The sequence below is a fragment of the Kineosporia mesophila genome, assembly GCF_021129235.1.
Lineage (GTDB): Bacteria > Actinomycetota > Actinomycetes > Actinomycetales > Kineosporiaceae > Kineosporia > Kineosporia mesophila.
Window position 1 is genome coordinate 758,264 of the sequence record NZ_JAJOMA010000001.1, and the last position, 15,899, is coordinate 774,162.

The following is a 15,899-nucleotide window of genomic DNA, read 5'->3' on the forward strand; positions in this document are numbered from 1 at the left end:
GTCCGCGCGTCGTGTCGGCCCCTCCAACAACGGTATTAAAGTCGCAACTATTTCTGATTCATCTCATCATGAGCGCGAAGCATATTAATAGCCGCTTGGGCGCTCTTCTTTGGCACGGAAGGCGCCTCCTGTATAGAATCAGTAGTTTTGGCGATAGTCCAAAAACTTGTTCCAATGGCGGCCATTTTATCATCAGATGATTGGTCAGTTGGCTTAACTCGAACAGAAATCAACTCTCCGCTTTTTGGGGCAGGAAGCCCAAGTTGGTCGGCGATGACCGGCTCGTTTTCCATATGGCCAAGAATCAGGATGCCTTCTGGACGGAGCTTTGAGCGCGCACCACCGTTCTCGCGGGCACGTTTCATGAAATCTTCTTGCTGGGCCACCGTCGCAATTTCTGCACGGCGAATGATCCGCTGTTGGACACGGCGGAATAGTTCATTAACGCGTGCCTGCCCACTCGAAGGCTGACCATTTTCCTGAGCATTGAATATGCTAGCTCGTGTTGCGGGATCTAGTGATATAAAGAGATTGGGAGCGAGCCGTCCATGATCAGGCCACAGCCTCATGATTTTTGTCCTGCCCAGCGCGGAAAGCGTTCCTTTTCTGTCCCTATTGAGCGCCAGGTTCATAATTTTTCCATCGACCCGAACGAGTCCAGCGGTCCAGGTGGCAGTGTCATCATTGGCCCATATGAGTAGCGCAAGGTGGTTGATGATTTCGGGAGGCAAAGCCCAACCTCCTGGACGCATTGAATACTTGCAATCGACTTGGACGCCAGCAATCCGGTAGTCGGTGGCATCACCGTCATCAAATTTGAACTCGCGCTGCAGATTTATCTCGATAAGGGTGCCCATATGCGTCTTCTCGGTCTTGCTGAGCTGCGAGAAGTGCCAGTGACCGGTGCGTTGTCCGTCGTATAGCTGATCATAGGTATCTCGGATGACACGGGCGATGCGTTCTCCTGTAGGATCAAGTTGATAAAGGCGATCGCGGACCGCAGCAATTTCAGGATCTTCAATTTGGTCGATTGATGCCAATAGCTTCACTATGCACCCTTCTTAAGGGCAATCTCAACGGCTTCAATTGCCTCAGGTAGTGCTTCATGTTCCCAGATGCGTACGACGATCCAACCGGACGAGGTGAGGAGGTCGTTCGTCTTCTGATCGCGAGCGACGTTCTTTCGCAGCTTCGGTGTCCAGTACCACTCGTTGCTGGTGGGTTCACGCCCATGGATAGGACAGACATGCCAGAAGCAGCCGTCAATGAAGACGGCGACCTTGGCCCGGGTGAAGACGACGTCGGGACGAGCCCGACCGCCCGGAAGATCAAGACGAAGATCTTTGCGGAAACGGTAGCCTCGTCGATGCAGCGCTGAGCGCACTGCGACCTCAGGCTTCGTGTTGGTTCGGCGGACAGCCGCAAGGTTGCGAGAACGCCCAGCGCTTGTAGGTACCAGCCGTCGATCCACCGTCGCTGCGTGGTCCCTCAATGGAGCACCTTCTGTAGCCACAGCGTGACGATATCGGTAGCCAGTTGGCAGGACGGACGCTGATCGCCGACAGGTCTCGGCTGGGCGAAAGTCCTGGCAGGCAACATGTTGGTCTCGGGACCGCGAGTTGTCTTGATTTTCGTACAAATGTTCGACTCACTAGTGCGGTGAGTGTCACGCTCCGGGAGGCACGGAGGCGACCGTGGCAGTGGTGTGGATGCGCCATACTTCGGTGGTTTGGACTGTCGGCGAAGCCGAGCGCGATGTTGAGGAGCTTGAGCGATGGATCTGGATGTTGTGGAGATCTGCGCGGGCGCGGGCGGCCAGTCGCTGGGGTTGCACCTGGCTGAGTTCCGGCACAAGTTGGCTGTTGAGCTCGACGAGCATGCGGCGAACACGCTCAAACACAACTTTGCAAATCTGGACATTGATCCGGAGAAGACGGTTCGTGTAGGCGATGTTGCAAATAAGGAGCTGTGGGACCCCAAGAATTACGGTGGGACTGCTCTCCTAGCCGGTGGCGTTCCGTGCCCCCCGTTTAGTCAGGCTGGTAAGCAGCTGGGTTCCGCGGACGAACGCGATCTCTTTGCATGGGCGGTTGATGCGGCTGGAAGAATGCAGCCAGAGGCCGTCTTGCTAGAGAATGTTAAAGGTTTGAGAGATGCTCGCTTCGGCGGCTATCGTCAGGCTGTAGTTGATCAGTTTGACTCGATGGGCTACACGGCTGAATGGCAGCTGCTCGAGGCCCACGGATTTGATGTGCCCCAGCTTCGTCCTCGTATGGTTCTCGTAGCACTGAAAAAAGAGTATGTTGATTACTTCGAATGGCCTGAACCAAAAACAACCGCTAAGACCGTGGCCACAACTTTGGCCTCGGATATGCAGTTTCTGCGAGCAGACTTCCAGGAAAAATTTCTCGAGCGAGCAGCCAAGATTGCGCCGACTATCGTAGGTGGAAGTAAGAAGCATGGTGGGGCTGACCTTGGTCCTACTCGTGCCAAGCTCGCATGGGAAGCAATGTGGATTGATGCCCATGGTCTTGCAAATGATGCGCCTGATGCTGACTGGCGTCCAGGCCCACTCAATCGCGGGCCCAAACTGACCGTAGACATGGTCAAGAAGCTTCAGGGATGGGATGGTGCGTTGTATGAGAATTGGGAAATTCTAGGTAAGAAGACTAGCCAGTATCGTCAGATTGGCAATGCTTTCCCTCCGCCGGTGGCTCACGCCGTAGGCGGCTCCATTGCACGAGCCCTTCGTAAAGAGTCAGCCGCGAAGCGAGCTCCGGCTGAACGCAAGATGCATGATGAGGTGTATCGCCTCCTTCGTGATGGTGGGGATTGGCTGACCGCTGGGAAGCTCTCAAAGTCTCTCGGTGAGAAGCTCGAAGAGCCTGAGGTTGTGAGGCGGATCGAGCTACTCAAGCGGGACTTTGAGGTTGAGGAACGTGGGAGTGGGCGCACGAAGGCCTACCGCATTGGGAAGTGGAAGGCTTTCCAGGGGCAGGAAGACCATAATCGCCATGCGGCGTTCGCAGAGAAGAAGCAGCGCGGACGGATCAGCTAGTAAGTAGGTATCGGCGGATTATTCCTTCTCGCGGAGATGGGCGAGGAGAGCATAAATGTCGGCGGTATCCATGCCGCCGGCGCTCAGCGTCTCATCTTCCTGAAGGTCGCCTAGTTGCCGAACGGCGGGGTCGTCCAGGATTCCACCCATGAACTCCAGTTTCTCCTCCAGTCGATGAGCAACGATCTCGTCAACAGTGTTGCGGGCAGCCAGCACGGTCACTCGTGTCTCGGTATTAGGGGCAAGACCAAGACGATGAATACGATCGAGGCTCTGAAGGAAACGGCCGGCCATGAAATCCCTGTCGACATAGACGGCGTCATGACAGTCATGGTGAAGGCTGATTCCTTCGCCGAGGGTCGCGGGGTTCGAGATGAGTACGAAGCATTGTGGGTCCTCCCGGAAGCGCCTGATCTGATCATCGCGATCCTTACTGCCACCGTGAACGACTGCGGGGCTGAACGGTTCGAGTAGCCGCTCAAGAGTCATAATGCTCCGAACGAAAGTGCTCCACACAATAGTCTTGCGCTTGTCGGCCACGTTTTCGGCGACAATCTTTACAGCTTCTGTGTACTTGGGTGAAAGCTCATGCTGAGGAAGATTTTTCAGCAAGGTGTTCAGGGAATCGTGAGGCGAAGCTTCTAGAGGAGGCACCTGATAGGCAAGGGGCTCGTAGCGGGTTGTGCCTTCTGCCAGCAGTGCGGGGCTCGTGGCTGCCATGAGCATCCGGAGCATAGCCTTGCCGAGAGCATCCAGATCTCCAGCGCGAGCGCCAGGGTTGCCTTTCAGGGCTTCGTAGATCTCACGGTGCAGGTCTGGAAGATCGACGTAACGGATCTTCGTAGTTACGGGAGGAAGCCCTAGCTCTGTCTTGGTGGTACGGGTGAACAACGGGCGCAACACAGAACTCGCGTATGCGAGGTTGCCGCCGCCAACCGCATCGGTGACTACTCGCTTACCATGACCGGGCCAGACGAAGGAGAGCAAGCTTTCCAAGTCGCGCGCGCCGTTTGGCGCTGGTGTGCCTGTGAGGATGAGCCTCCGATTCGCCAGCGGACCAAGGGCTAGGCAGGCGGCTCCGTAGGCGCCACTTGACCCGAGCTTCATACGATGAGCTTCATCCAAGATGATCATTGAAGATGCTGTTCTCAGCCAAGCCGACAAGTTCGGGACCGAACGCGCGAGGCGTTCGTAGTTGACTACAACGACTTCCGCCATGGGATCAGGGGCGCCACTCATGATCGACGTGCGCAGAGGCTTGTCAAAACAAGCTCCCGCTTCGAACTGCCATGATTCGTAGGCAGATTTTGGGCAAATGACGAGCAGGCGCTGGGCCTCACCGCGCGTGCGCATGGCTGCGAAGATGGCGAGAGCGACCCGCGTCTTACCGGCACCCGGAACACTGAAGTTTGCCCCGTGGCGCATCCCGAGCAGAGCCGCGACATCACGGCGCTGGAAGTTGGTGAGGTCAGCAGCCCAGCTGGCGCCCAGCAGGTCGATCACGTTGCTCGCGGAGGGGGCGCCAATAGCAGTCAGTTGCGCCGAGCCCGTCAGTCTCTGCTCAGCTGTGTCAGCGTCATCGAGGACACTGGTAACTAGATTGGCAAGAGCTTCCTCCCACACCACCGCCGCATCGGGCCAGGTGGCCAGCTCGCCCACTGCGGCGAGAAACTCGTCTAGACCTATCTCTGCCGTCAGCGGTCCGCTTTGAGCTCCGGGGGAGATATGCCCCACCAGCCCGGCAAACTGATCGCGGAAGTCTGTCGCCGCCCGCAGAACCACGCGCGTTCGCGTCACATCGAAAGTCAGGGACAGTGATGAATCCTGCGATTCGGTGGATGTCATTCTTGAGACACCGCCTCGTTCAGCCACACGAGCCCATCGCCGGGAAGATCGATGCTCTTGTTTGCCTCGACCGCGACCTTACGAAGGGTGGCTTGCAGCTTCACGAGGGCGTCATCGAAGGCTTCCTCGTCGAGACTGCCGTTACCACGCGCAATTACGAGGTCGGTGACGCACTGATCGAGATCCTTGCAAGCATCGACAACGCGATCGGGCGCAGCCTGGCGTTTCTTGCGCATCCGGGAGTCCTTGCCGGCGAACTCGATTGCCTCATCGAAGGCAGCCAGCAGTTCTTCCTTGGACTTCGCGGCCTCTGCAAGCTGCTCCAGATTGGCCTTTTCGCCGGCAACTTCGACGGCCCTAACTTTCAGCACAGCGTCCGTGAGCGCTCTAGCGGCGCTGACCTGTGGAGCCGAGGTAGGTGCAGCACGGTTGAGCCCAGGAATAGTCCGGGGGGCCGCCGTGGAAGAGGTCTGTTGCTTGAAGCTGTCGGGAAGGCGCTGGTTGAGAAAGCGATCTTGGAAGTCAGATTCGATGAAACGCACGTCGGTCTTAGCGAACTCGAGAGCAATGGCGGCCAGCCGGGCCTCCTTGAGGAGGTCGGCCTTCTCCTTGTTGCGCTCGTTCTTCACCGACCGGTAGAGCTCGAAGAGCTTCTCCTTGTGGTCCTCGAAATCCATGAGCCGAAGGGAGAACTCGCCGTTAGTACTTCGGCGAATGAGGTCGAGCAGGCTACCCAGAATCCAGACGTCACGCTCCAGAGCCGGGCTCGTGGTGTGGAAAGTGCGAGCGATCTCGGGCAGGCCTCGCCCCAGTGTCATCTGCTCATCGACCGCCAGTAGATGGTTGATGTATGAGTAGTCACGCCGGTGGTCCTGCCGGAGCTGCAGCGTGAGTTCGACCGTGTGAATGTCTTCCCACGTCGTCGAAGCAGGAAGGACCCCGACGCGGATGAACTGCTTTCCAAGATCCTTCAGGGCCGCCCGGCGGGTGTTGCCATTGACGAGGATGCCGTCGCGAGTGATGAGACCCGGCTCGAGCTGGGCGTAGTCGCTCAGGCTCGTGACCAGCTCGTCGAACTTGGGGTCAGTTTTGGACGGATCGGCCGGCAGCCTCGAGAGGAGATAATGCAGGTACTCCTGGCTTTCTTCCTGCCAGGGGTCCTGGTTCAGAAGCGCGTCCTTACCTAGGTCATGACTGCGCTGGGCGCGGATTCGGTGCGTGCCCGGGTTGTAGTACAAGCGGGCGACAGGCATGTCGATGACCTGAACGTTTAAGGGCTGCCCTCGAAACTCGACCTTCAGGGTTTCGGGCACCCCGTTCGCTCCAGTGGCTTCCGTGAGACGTTCCTCAACGAGGCCGCGTATCTGCCCTGCATTGGGGGGAGTGCCGAAGTCAGTGCTCAACGTCTGTCCTTGGGATCTCGAGCGCTAGGGCCGGGGTTCGGCATGAGATGACCTAGCTGTGGCCTGCAGAGCTGGTGCTGGTGAGGTTCAGAGAACTTTCTGGCGCACGAGGTCGCGAGCCTCGGCGGGCAACGTTCGGTAATCAGCCCACAACTGTTCCACGTCGCTAAAAGTCCTGGTGTCCTGGTCGATCCAGGAGGACAGCATCTTCTTCTCGATGGCCGGCAGCTTGGCTGCCCGATCAATGACTTCGCCGACGTCAGCCTTGAGCTTGGAATTGCCAACTCGGCAGCGGTTGCACTCCACGATGAGCTGCACCTTGTCTTCCCCATCGGGCTGACGCACCGTTCGCCGGGCAATGTCGAGCTGTGATGTGATGTCCGTGTCGGCGTACGTTTCCCCAGGGCTGATTCCACAGCTCCGACACTTGTGGCCATCTTGCACCAGCAGTTCGCGGCGCTGGGCGGGGCCGATCGCGCCGGCTCCAGCGCCGGATGGGGTTCCCTTGCCAGGCTCCCAGACAGCCTCACCCTGCTGAATGAATCGCTGCTGGTTAGCGTCCAGGCTGATGTCCTCGCGGTTGGTATCGATCTTCCATCCGTGCGCTCGAAGGTCACGCATACGGCGATCGATCTGGGTGGTCTCCGGGAACGCGTCCCGAAGCGCACTCTTGGTGAAAATGTTGCCCTCACCAACCACCTGGAGCAGCCATAGAGCGGCCCTCTTTTTCGTACCGAGCTTCGAATCGGTCCAGTCGGGCAGAGACGCTGACATCCTTCACCTTCCCCTAAAAGCGAATAAGCCGGGCCCAAAGCCTCTGGACACGCACCAATCGCTAGGTCACGGATGCGAAGACGCCATGCGGCGTCCCGCTGCTGCTTTCGAGTATTACCCGTCGGTGGCGGTCTTGGGAACTTTTGCTGTCCATCCGATTGGGCCGATTTTGTGGACACGATTTTGGTGACCAGAAGGAAGAAATGAGAGAGGATGCCCGCACGGGGCGCCGGACTTCATATGAGGTCTAGCCGATAGCTGTGTTATGAGAGGGAGTCAGCTATGCCCCGTCGAGGAGAGCGTGCACCCATCAAGGTGCCTCCGGGCACGCCGCTGGCCAAGCTCTGTCAGGAGCTGGGAAAGCTCGACAGTTCTCTGAGTTCCAAGTTCACCCAGCGGGAGATGGCTGAGCTCTGCAGGGTGGAGAAGACTTCGTTCTCGAACCTGTTGCGTGGTTCGCAGAAGCGCCCGGATGAAGCTCTGATCAAGTCTTTCCACCAGCTAGCAATATCCCGGGGGGACGGCCGGAAGCTGCCGCAGCTCGCTGACCTGCTGGAACTTGCTACTTGGGCGGCACTTCACGCCACCTCTCCTGATAAGTGCACCCAGTGTCTACGGCCTTGGAACTTGGGTGATCTGTCCACTGAGGTAAGGCCGGCTCCCAGGGCTGTCCTTGCTGGTCAGGAGCAGGCCGTGTTGCCGGTCCCCCCGCCGGAGGGGGACCGGCAAGGGTCTTGGGACGGTTTGCCTGAACTGCGGGCGCGATTGGATGCCCGCCAGGATGGCGACGCGGCGGGCGTCCTGCGAGACATCGGGCGCTACTGGAAACCTCGCGAGGTGGTCACGGTGATTGTGGCCTGCCGGCGTGAAGGGCTCGAAGATGCTGCGCAAGTGATGCTTCACTACGCAGCGCAACGGGAGGATCGCGAAATCATTGATCTAGTCGGAGCTTTTCTGAAGGCCGAAGAGACGGTAGCCGCGAGGACCCTCGTCTCACTCAATCGAGAGCGATAGGCCAGGCTCATATGTCTGATTCTTGTGCCGACGGCCTGGTCGGCGAGGTCACGCAGCCCATTAAGTAAATATACGGACCATCGCGATTCGTCGTTATCGCTGAAATGTGGATTAACCATAAACTGGGACGAGAAGGTTCATGCGATGGTTATAGATATCCAGGGCCCGGCAAGTGGCCACGACTCGATGGGCATGACTCTATCCATAAGTGCGAGATTGGCTGCGCTGATGGCGTCAAGCGCGGCGAGGGACCCGTCATTGTCCTGAGCGATGGCCATGCGCACGGCTTCTCGGACCAGGTCTTCCGCTGCCGGATCAACGTGCATCTGAAGAGCCCTCTCCTCGCCACCATGTTCTGGCCACCTTGAAAGACGTCAAAGGCCATTATTCCTGTTCCCTCGGTTCCGCAGACTCACACTAGAACTGCAGGAAACACTCGACGCTTACTCGTAGACGGCGGCTTCCGTGACGATCGCCACGTTTTTCCGCTGTCCGCCTTTTCGGAAGCTGTGTCACTGTCTCTTACTTCTGTGGTTCTTGTTGTGAATCCCTGACCGGTGGGGCGCTCACCTCTTTGGCGATGCGCAGGTCTTCCTTGGCCTAGCCCGCGAGGGAGATGTCATCTTCGAATCGGCTCTCCTCGCCGGTCTGCCGATGCGTCACGTGATCGTCCAAAGAGGTCGGAGACTTGGTAGAGCCGCTCGTCCTTCACCTGTGCCGGCCAGGTCTCGATCTCAGCCTGACGTACTCCTAACGGACGGATTCCCGAGAGAATGCATCCGCTGGCGAGTCTGGGTTCGGTGGCCGTTCACGTCTCTCGAAGCTCATGTCGGGCACTGGACCTGGGCGAATTCAGACCCGCGATGTGCCCTCGCAAGGTTTTGTATTTCAGCTTTGTTGCGTTACTAGTTCGTTCAAGATGTCATCCAGGTATTCATAGAACGTAGTGAACCCCGTGTTCCCCACGTAATGAGAGAGCAGGTAACCCACGACTACGAAAATCGCTACGGCAAAGCGGTCAGCCGGCACCTGGGGAGCGTGATCATCGGTAGATAGCCCTTCGATGATCTCCCAGAGCTCGCGAACCTCCAGCGGCGTCCAGTCTTCCTTCTCCTTGATCCGGCGGGCCATGTCGAGGTTCTGCTGCTGGTTCGGAGGACCATCCTTATAGATGCGCATTAGTGCAGACCGGCCCACCGCACCGTAGATGGGAAGAACTGCTTCCTGGACGGGGGTCTCGGCTTGGGCGATTTGCTCGAGAGCTGCAAGCAGACCGTCCTTGTCCTGGGCAATGGCCGTACGTACGGCCTCACGCCCGAGGTCTTCTGCCGCAGGGTCAATGTGCATCTGGACCTTCTCCTCGCCACCAGGTTCTGATTGCTTTGAACGCATCTGAGGCCACCAAAGTGCCTCCAATGATTCCCCAGGCCCAGCCGGGGAGACCGGGTAGGGCGTTTGAGGCTACTTCGTAAACCAAGGCTCCGGACGCGATTGCCGCTGGACGGCTGTTCTTCCAGCTCAGACGTGGATCCTTCGCGGTTTCACGCTGCTCAGTCAGTTTTTCCGGAGTGTCTGGTGCCCAGCCTGCTTCTCGCGTGATCCGCAAGTCTTCCTCTGACCAGCCAGCGAACGCAATATCGTCCTCGAGTCGGCTCTCCTCGGCGGGCTGCCGCGGCTCTGGTGGTTTACTCAGCTTGGCCGGCAGGTCGACGGAGCCGTCCGTCCTTCAACCCTTGCCGGCCTCCAGCACCGCCACCACTGCGTCCAGCTGTTCGTCGATTCCCTCAGTGGCCTGTGTAATTGCCTCGAGCCCTTGCTTGGCCTGGCTGAACAACTCGACGATGCCCTCCACTCCCAGAGCTTCGCCAGCCGCAGCACCCTCCTCGATCTCGGAGATTGCGGCCTGCAACTGCCCAAGGGCGCTGTTGAAGTGCTGCCGGACTGCGTCTACCGCCTGAATGCTGTCGTCGAGCTTGCTCACGTTGCCTCTCCCCACGTCGGCCCACCGGCAAAACTACCGAAAGGTCATCATTCGACACTATGGGTTGGGCGTCATTCGCTACGAGATCGGATTTTCCGTTGTCAGCGACGTTGGCGGCACCTTTGGGCAGCGCGACATCTCCTGGAGGGCGGAGTGTCCGGGGCACCTCGTTTAAGCCGTGCCGATCTGTTGGCGACCCGACAGATCGAAGCTCAACGACGTCCAAAAGCAGGTGAAGTTCAGCCCGCCTGGCTGCGCAACTGGGCGGCACGCATCAGCAGATCGCTGACGGTGCGATCGCTGTCCGCAGCGTGGGGGAACGCTGTGCTGTTCTCGGCGGCGGCCGCGATTAGATACGGATCGAGGTTGAGGAATCCGGCGACGGTCTGCGACGGGTCGGACAGGTGCGCCAGGCTTGCGGGCGCCGGGGGTTCCAGTTCGTCGTCATCGAGCAACCCGCTGTCGGCCGCCAGCAGCCAGCCCAGGTACAGCAGCCGTAGTCGCCCTCCATAACCTCTGAGCGGACGGGCGCCATGATGCTGAGCTGGCCCTCGCCTTCGTACTGGTCTTCCCGCTCGGCATCGTCGTCGAAGTTCTCGGCCGAGTAGGTCAGGCCGACGAGGGTGTAGCTCGCTTTGGTTCAGGCTTTGATGTCATCGAAGTAGCAGTACTGTTCGGTTGTTTCGAGGCTTAGTAGCTTCTTGGGGAAACGGAGTATCAGTTGCCGGGTGCCCCAGTTGGCGGTGTAGAGGAACGCGTCGAAGTACTTCTCGACCATCTGCCGGGGGTCTGCCTTGAGATCGGCCCCAGTCGTAGGCATTGACGCAACCGCTGGACGTAATCGTCGCTCGCATCGAGATCTCCCGCAGTGCAGCCTGTTCTGCCGACGTCAAGGGTTAGTCGATCGCTACGAAGTCGTAGTACTGGTATGTGCTCACGCCTGCCCGTTCGGATTCTCGATGGCTTCTTCAGCTGCGGTTGGGCGGCAGGCTACCGAACTAGCCGCGGGCGTCGAGAGTTTTGACAAATGTGGGATACCGGTGGTGGCTGTGCAAGATTGGTCAGGTAGCCATGAATGCTCTCTCCCAATGGTTATCCAGGGGTGACAGCGGGGAGCGGGGCGGAGATACTGAAGGGTGTCTGAGCTTGGTACCGCCCTGCGCCGGGTATGGATCGTGACCGGCATCGGACTGGTTGTGCAGCTGCTTGTCGCGGCTCTCGCCTGGTCTCACCTTCCTGACGGTGGCATCGTTGTCCACTACAAGGCGGATGGGCCTGACCGCTGGGCCGGCCGCACCGAGGCTGTGCTGACCGGGCCCATTCTTCTGCTCGGGATCACGGTGCTCGTCAGCGTGCTGCTATGGCTGTTCGAGCGGCGTCCCGGCTCAGGCAGGACTTCGCCCGTCTCCCGGTGGTCTGGATCAGTCTCACCGTCATGATGACTTGTATCGAGCTGGTCATCATCGGGAACGCGCTCTGAGGGCGTAGGCGAGAGGGCTCCTCCCCGCATCAGAAGGGCGGTTCTCCGAAACGCACCTCGGGTTCGGCGGGCACGGTGCGGTTGCCCGGGTCGACCCGTCGCAGTTCGCTCTGCCACTCCTCCTCACGGATCCGGTCACGGGTTGCGCGGTCAGGGACGCCGGGCATGGATGGCGGCTCCTCGACGTGATGCTGGCCCAGCCGGCTCTTCCACTCGATGCTGCCGGTCGGGTACGGCTCGTCGGGGCGGGTGAGGCGCATCTTCCAGCCTCCGTGCGTCTTGAGGCGGTGGTGGAAGCGGCACAACGGCACCAAGTTACAGGGGCACGATTCGCCGCCCTCGGCGAACGGGATCGCGTGGTCGATGTCGCACTGCACGGCGTCGCGACTGCAACCCGGGTGCACGCAGTGCTGGAACCGGCCGAGTACCTGGTCGATGACCTTCTGGCGGGGCTTGTAGCGTGTCGAGGGTTCGGTGCAGCTCGCCTGATCGCCGGGACCGTGCTGGGGTGTGCCGACCGGGATGACGGTGACCTGGCCTGCCTGGCGGGCGATCTCGCGCGCCAGGTCGGCCGGGACGGCGCCGAAGCGTTGCAGGTCTCCCGGTAGGTCGTCGGTGCCGAGCAGAGTGTCGGCGCTGATGGTGACGACCAGATGCGGCTTTCGGCCCTGCTGGCGGGGAGTGTGCGGAGTCTGCCACCAGCCCAGGATGCAACCCTCGGTGAAGGGCGCGGCCTGGCGGCTGAAGGCGTCGCTCGTGGATCGGGGTTCCGAGAGGTAGGGGAGCGGGTTCTGGTCGTGGACGGCCTGGAACAGGGCCACCAAGGCGTCTGCCCGGCGTTCCTGATGGCTTCGTGCGTCGGGAACACCGGCTCGCTGCAAGGCGTCACGGCAACTGTCGGCCAGGGCGTCGAGCATGGAGTTGATGAGCATGACCTTGTCGGCACGCAGCTTGACGGTCAGCCCACCCATGCCGTCGGCCAGCGGGTATGCGTAGACGCAGCTCTCTTTCACCGCCTCCTCGTAGCGATTGCGGGCGGCGTTGAGATCGACCTTCTGGATCTCCCGCTTGGCGGCATCGATGGCCTGGCGCTGATTCTTGCCCGGCAGCTGCTGGGCCAGGGCCTTCTGCACGGCTTCCCAGGCCGGGCTGCCGGGCTTCAGACGGTTACGCATCTGCGTGTTCACCGAAACCGCAGCGCGCCAGTCGAACTTCCCGTCGTACACAAGCCGCCAGATGGCCGGCAGGTCTTGGCAGATCTCGATCGAGTTGACGACCTGGTGCGTGGCGACACCCCGCGTAATATTTAGCGCCAGGCAGCTTTCGGCAGCGACCGCATCGATACCGTCGATCGGGTCGAACGTTGCACCGGGCGGGACGGTCTGGGCCTGCGCCGCCAAGGCCGCGGCCCGGGCCAGGGATTGAGCCTGGACGGCGTCGAGGTACCGCTTCACGCGCTCGGCTGCGGTGGTCGCGCCCAGGCAATGCTTCTCGGAAGATGATGTCCAGGAGAATTTTTCAACTTCCTGGAAGAGGTCGAGAGGTGGCATGGCCGCCAGGTTCACCTGGGGCCAGACTGATAACACGCTCTTCTGCATGACCGCGCCCCCGCACCGTCGGTTCGAACATTTGTCCGAATGCTACGGCATGTGGGCGTGGTTTCATACTCCGAGGCCGTCCGGTCGGAGAGCGATAATTGCATCGCTGGATGTCGTGAAAAACCGCCACCAGAAACGTGTCACCATGGATCCATGAGTGATGACGCCTTCGTGTATCGGATCGCAGATCAGCTCGTGGTTCTGCCGGGGGTCGAGGCGGTGACGCTCGGCGGCTCGCGCGCCCAGGGCACGGCCCGTCCTGACAGCGACTGGGATCTGGGCATCTACTACCGAGGTCGGTTCGATCCTCAGGGGCTGCGTGATATTGGCTGGGAGGGTGAGGCTTCCGAGGTCGGTGGCTGGGGCGGTGGGGTCTTCAACGGTGGCGTCTGGCTGCGCATCGAGGGCCGGCGGGTCGACATTCATTACCGCGAACTGGAAGTCGTGGAGGCCCAGCTGGCCCGGGCGCAGCGCGGCGAGTTCGACATTGAGCCACTCATGTTCCACCTCGCCGGAATCCCGACGTATCTGGTCGTGGCCGAGTTGGCGATCAACAAGGTGTTACGTGGCAGCCTGCCCGAGGTCGCGGTCTACCCCGAGGCTCTGCGCCACGCGGCCCGGGGCACGTGGTGCAGCCGTGCCGATATGCATCTGGACTATGCCGAGAACAACCACGCCGCACAGGGCCGCACCGTCCAGGCCCTCGGCCTCATTGCCGTGGCGCTCACCGAATACGCCCATGCAATAGCGGCTTCCAAGGGGCAGTGGGTGACCAACGAGAAACGGATCCTGGCCGACCTGCATGAGGTCGACCGGCTCGTGGAAGAAGGCGGAGACCCGGCAGGCCTCATCCAAGCCGTGCGCGCACTGTCGGCGATCCAGGAGATCAAGGCTCAACAACGTCCATAAACATGGTCGGCCAGACCCGAACAACCACGAGCCGGCGGGTCATCGAACCCTGGGCCGGCTCTGAGCGGGGCCGGCCCCGCTCAGAGCCGCCGAAGGGTCGGCCAAAGAGGCTCCGGTCGGTGAAGCGCACCGGAATCAGCGGCTCAATGCGTGGTCACCGGCCGGTACTCCTCCTGGAGCATCGCCACCATGTCGGCTCGCCCCAGCTCGGCCGTGTGCCGCAGCACGCCCGAGTCGGTCTTGGTCCGGTCGACCGGAATGGCTTCCGGCGCAACGGTCCACGTCGAGCGCCACGCCAGCGACTTCTCGACCTTCAGCCGGGCGAGCAACTGGGCGTACGGCTCGCTGGGCCGGCTGATGTTCTCCTTCACGAACGGTGCCTGACCCCGGGCCAGCAGTACGCCCAGCTTGCGCATGAGGGTGCTCAGGTCGTTCTGCTGGAAGTCGAACGACCTGGTCATGACCACGAGGGCTCGGGTGGCCCCGGCGGCGAAGGCCTGATCGACGGGGACGGGGGCGACGATGCCACCGTCGATGTAGCGGCGGTTCCCGACGAGGACTCGCTTGTTGTAGAGAGCGGGCAGGGCGGCGGTGGCCCGCAACACCTCGTGCAGATCGTGTCCGTCGTCCGTGTTCACGACATGGGCCTCACCGGTCTCGGCGTCGGTGAGCACGATGTGCAGATCGGCGGAAGCTGCCTTCAGGGCCTCGAAGTCCAGGGGCATCCGGGTACGCATCACGTCGTCGATCAGGTAGTCGACGTCCACCACCCGCCACAGCCGACGGGTGTTGATGAACCGTTTGGTGCACAGGTGATCAAGGTAGATGTGCAGGCCGTCATTGGCTTGCCCGGCAAGAAAATACGCACTGTTGATCGCCCCGGCACTGCTGCCGACGACCACCGAGAACGCATCCCGCAGACCCGCGTCCTCAAGCGCCGCCAGTGCACCGATCGAGTAGATCCCGCGCATTCCACCGCCTTGAACCACCAGGGCCGGCTTGTGGGTCGGGTCTTCCTCGCGAGTCATGAGGGTCAGATGTTCGCCGAGTTTCAAAAGACCCCTCAGAAAGATGACATTGAAAGATGTCATCTTAGGTGTGAATCGGGGTTACTGACGTGATCTTGCCTGTCCGTGGGTACGGGGCGGGCGCACGTGCGGATTCACTGGTTGAGCAGTAGCGGCGGCAGGGTCTCGTTCAGCCACTTCTCCGACGTGTCCAGGCTCCAGCCGAGATCGTCAGTGCGGATGAAATATGCTGTGTTGCAGAGATTTAGCCAAAGAATATCGGTGGCCTGAGGAATCGTGACGCGCAGGGCGCCGAGCCCGTCCAGGCGCCGCGCCGTGAGTTCCAGGCCTCCGCGCAGGGAACGATGGGCGATCTCCAGGCTGTCGCGCACCGACGGCTCCTGGGGCGCAGCGGCGACGACCTGTCGCATCAGGGGCGACCAGGTCTCGAAGATCATCCTGGTTGAACGGATCAGGAACGTCAGCAGTTCCAGCGGGTCCGTAGCGGTCTGGATCCGGGCCAGGATCTCGGTGACGTCCTCGGTGGCGACGCCGGCCTCCATCAGCGTGCGCAGAATCCCGCTCTTGCCTCCGCCGACCGCGTAGACCGTCGCCGGCGCGACCCGGGCCGTCCGGGCGATCTCCTCGACCTTGGTGGCGAAGTAGCCCTGTTCGGCGAACAGCGTGCGCCCGGCCTCGAGGATCGCCTGCTTCGTCTGCTCGGCGTACTCCGCCCGCCTTCCCGCGCCGTTCGCCGGGCGTTGTTCCTTGGCCACCCGGTGATCTTAGGTGGACCCGCTCGGGCGGGTCGACCTGGGCGTTTTAGGAAG

Annotated in this window: 15 protein-coding genes and 1 pseudogene; 4 read left to right on the forward strand and 12 right to left on the reverse strand. The window is 60.8% G+C overall.

Going from position 1 to position 15,899, the window contains the following annotated elements:
* Nucleotides 1-47 precede the first annotated feature (47 nt).
* The gene (locus LR393_RS02680) at nucleotides 48-1,049 is read right to left on the reverse strand and encodes a NaeI family type II restriction endonuclease (protein WP_231481351.1); all 1,002 of its coding nucleotides are present in this window, start codon (nucleotides 1,047-1,049) and stop codon (nucleotides 48-50) included.
* Entirely contained in the window at nucleotides 1,049-1,471 is a 423-nt protein-coding gene (locus LR393_RS02685; protein ID WP_231481352.1) for a very short patch repair endonuclease, read from the reverse strand. Before LR393_RS02685 ends, LR393_RS02680 begins: the two co-directional genes overlap by 1 nt.
* Before the next feature lie 303 nt (nucleotides 1,472-1,774).
* Here LR393_RS02685 and LR393_RS02690 point away from each other — a divergent pair, with 303 nt between their 5' ends.
* Complete coding sequence (locus LR393_RS02690; RefSeq protein ID WP_231481353.1) at nucleotides 1,775-3,058, forward strand: DNA cytosine methyltransferase; 1,284 nt, start codon at nucleotides 1,775-1,777, stop codon at nucleotides 3,056-3,058.
* Between the two features lie 18 nt (nucleotides 3,059-3,076).
* Here the strand turns inward: LR393_RS02690 and LR393_RS02695 are convergent, their stop codons facing one another.
* From LR393_RS02695 to LR393_RS02705, 3 genes are all read right to left on the reverse strand, one after another.
* Nucleotides 3,077-4,903, reverse strand: coding sequence for a DEAD/DEAH box helicase (locus LR393_RS02695; RefSeq protein WP_231481354.1), 1,827 nt, complete (start codon nucleotides 4,901-4,903; stop codon nucleotides 3,077-3,079).
* Nucleotides 4,900-6,306 carry a ParB N-terminal domain-containing protein gene (locus tag LR393_RS02700; protein ID WP_231481355.1) on the reverse strand — a complete coding sequence of 469 codons (1,407 nt, stop codon included), beginning with the start codon at nucleotides 6,304-6,306 and terminating at the stop codon, nucleotides 4,900-4,902. The genes LR393_RS02695 and LR393_RS02700 overlap by 4 nt, the downstream gene beginning before the upstream one ends.
* Nucleotides 6,307-6,393: 87 nt before the next feature.
* Nucleotides 6,394-7,080 (reverse strand): hypothetical protein, encoded by a 687-nt coding sequence (locus LR393_RS02705; RefSeq protein ID WP_231481356.1) that lies wholly within the window; start codon nucleotides 7,078-7,080, stop codon nucleotides 6,394-6,396.
* A gap of 282 nt (nucleotides 7,081-7,362) precedes the next feature.
* Here LR393_RS02705 and LR393_RS02710 point away from each other — a divergent pair, with 282 nt between their 5' ends.
* Nucleotides 7,363-8,094 (forward strand): hypothetical protein, encoded by a 732-nt coding sequence (locus LR393_RS02710; RefSeq protein ID WP_231481357.1) that lies wholly within the window; start codon nucleotides 7,363-7,365, stop codon nucleotides 8,092-8,094.
* Nucleotides 8,095-8,982: 888 nt separating this feature from the next.
* Here the strand turns inward: LR393_RS02710 and LR393_RS02715 are convergent.
* The 4 genes from LR393_RS02715 to LR393_RS02730 all read right to left on the reverse strand — a co-directional run bounded on the left by LR393_RS02715 (nucleotide 8,983) and on the right by LR393_RS02730 (nucleotide 10,895).
* Entirely contained in the window at nucleotides 8,983-9,441 is a 459-nt protein-coding gene (locus LR393_RS02715) for a hypothetical protein (RefSeq protein WP_231481358.1), read from the reverse strand.
* A gap of 379 nt (nucleotides 9,442-9,820) precedes the next feature.
* A complete protein-coding gene (locus tag LR393_RS02720; RefSeq protein ID WP_231481359.1) occupies nucleotides 9,821-10,075 on the reverse strand; it encodes a hypothetical protein in 255 nt (84 codons plus the stop codon).
* A 239-nt stretch (nucleotides 10,076-10,314) separates the two neighbouring features.
* Entirely contained in the window at nucleotides 10,315-10,530 is a 216-nt protein-coding gene (locus tag LR393_RS02725; RefSeq protein WP_231481360.1) for a hypothetical protein, read from the reverse strand.
* Between the two features lie 185 nt (nucleotides 10,531-10,715).
* Entirely contained in the window at nucleotides 10,716-10,895 is a 180-nt protein-coding gene (locus LR393_RS02730) for a hypothetical protein (protein ID WP_231481361.1), read from the reverse strand.
* Nucleotides 10,896-11,271: 376 nt separating this feature from the next.
* On the opposite strand from LR393_RS02730, the pseudogene LR393_RS36890 reads away from it, so the two are divergent.
* Nucleotides 11,272-11,394, forward strand: a pseudogene (locus tag LR393_RS36890) (hypothetical protein); the annotation flags it as partial.
* A 190-nt stretch (nucleotides 11,395-11,584) separates the two neighbouring features.
* On the opposite strand, the gene LR393_RS02735 reads toward LR393_RS36890, so the two are convergent.
* Nucleotides 11,585-13,153: an HNH endonuclease signature motif containing protein gene (locus tag LR393_RS02735; protein WP_231481362.1), complete on the reverse strand. Its 1,569-nt coding sequence runs from the start codon at nucleotides 13,151-13,153 to the stop codon at nucleotides 11,585-11,587.
* A gap of 153 nt (nucleotides 13,154-13,306) precedes the next feature.
* Between LR393_RS02735 and LR393_RS02740 the strand changes: the two genes are divergently transcribed.
* Nucleotides 13,307-14,062, forward strand: coding sequence for a nucleotidyltransferase domain-containing protein (locus LR393_RS02740; RefSeq protein WP_231481363.1), 756 nt, complete (start codon nucleotides 13,307-13,309; stop codon nucleotides 14,060-14,062).
* Nucleotides 14,063-14,205: 143 nt separating this feature from the next.
* Here the strand turns inward: LR393_RS02740 and LR393_RS02745 are convergent, their stop codons facing one another.
* Both LR393_RS02745 and LR393_RS02750 read right to left on the reverse strand, forming a co-directional pair.
* The gene (locus LR393_RS02745; RefSeq protein ID WP_231481364.1) at nucleotides 14,206-15,090 is read right to left on the reverse strand and encodes a patatin-like phospholipase family protein; all 885 of its coding nucleotides are present in this window, start codon (nucleotides 15,088-15,090) and stop codon (nucleotides 14,206-14,208) included.
* A gap of 134 nt (nucleotides 15,091-15,224) precedes the next feature.
* Nucleotides 15,225-15,845 (reverse strand): TetR/AcrR family transcriptional regulator, encoded by a 621-nt coding sequence (locus tag LR393_RS02750; RefSeq protein WP_231481365.1) that lies wholly within the window; start codon nucleotides 15,843-15,845, stop codon nucleotides 15,225-15,227.
* Nucleotides 15,846-15,899 lie beyond the last annotated feature (54 nt).

Coding starts and splice junctions, on each gene's coding strand:
- LR393_RS02690 (WP_231481353.1), top strand. CDS start 1,775: ATGGATCTGGATGTTGTGGAGATCTGCGCGGGCGCGGGCGGCCAGTCG.
- LR393_RS02695 (WP_231481354.1), bottom strand. CDS start 4,903: ATGACATCCACCGAATCGCAGGATTCATCACTGTCCCTGACTTTCGAT.
- LR393_RS02705 (WP_231481356.1), bottom strand. CDS start 7,080: ATGTCAGCGTCTCTGCCCGACTGGACCGATTCGAAGCTCGGTACGAAA.
- LR393_RS02710 (WP_231481357.1), top strand. CDS start 7,363: ATGCCCCGTCGAGGAGAGCGTGCACCCATCAAGGTGCCTCCGGGCACG.
- LR393_RS02715 (WP_231481358.1), bottom strand. CDS start 9,441: ATGCACATTGACCCTGCGGCAGAAGACCTCGGGCGTGAGGCCGTACGT.
- LR393_RS02730 (WP_231481361.1), bottom strand. CDS start 10,895: ATGCCTACGACTGGGGCCGATCTCAAGGCAGACCCCCGGCAGATGGTC.
- LR393_RS02735 (WP_231481362.1), bottom strand. CDS start 13,153: ATGCAGAAGAGCGTGTTATCAGTCTGGCCCCAGGTGAACCTGGCGGCC.
- LR393_RS02740 (WP_231481363.1), top strand. CDS start 13,307: ATGAGTGATGACGCCTTCGTGTATCGGATCGCAGATCAGCTCGTGGTT.
- LR393_RS02745 (WP_231481364.1), bottom strand. CDS start 15,090: ATGACTCGCGAGGAAGACCCGACCCACAAGCCGGCCCTGGTGGTTCAA.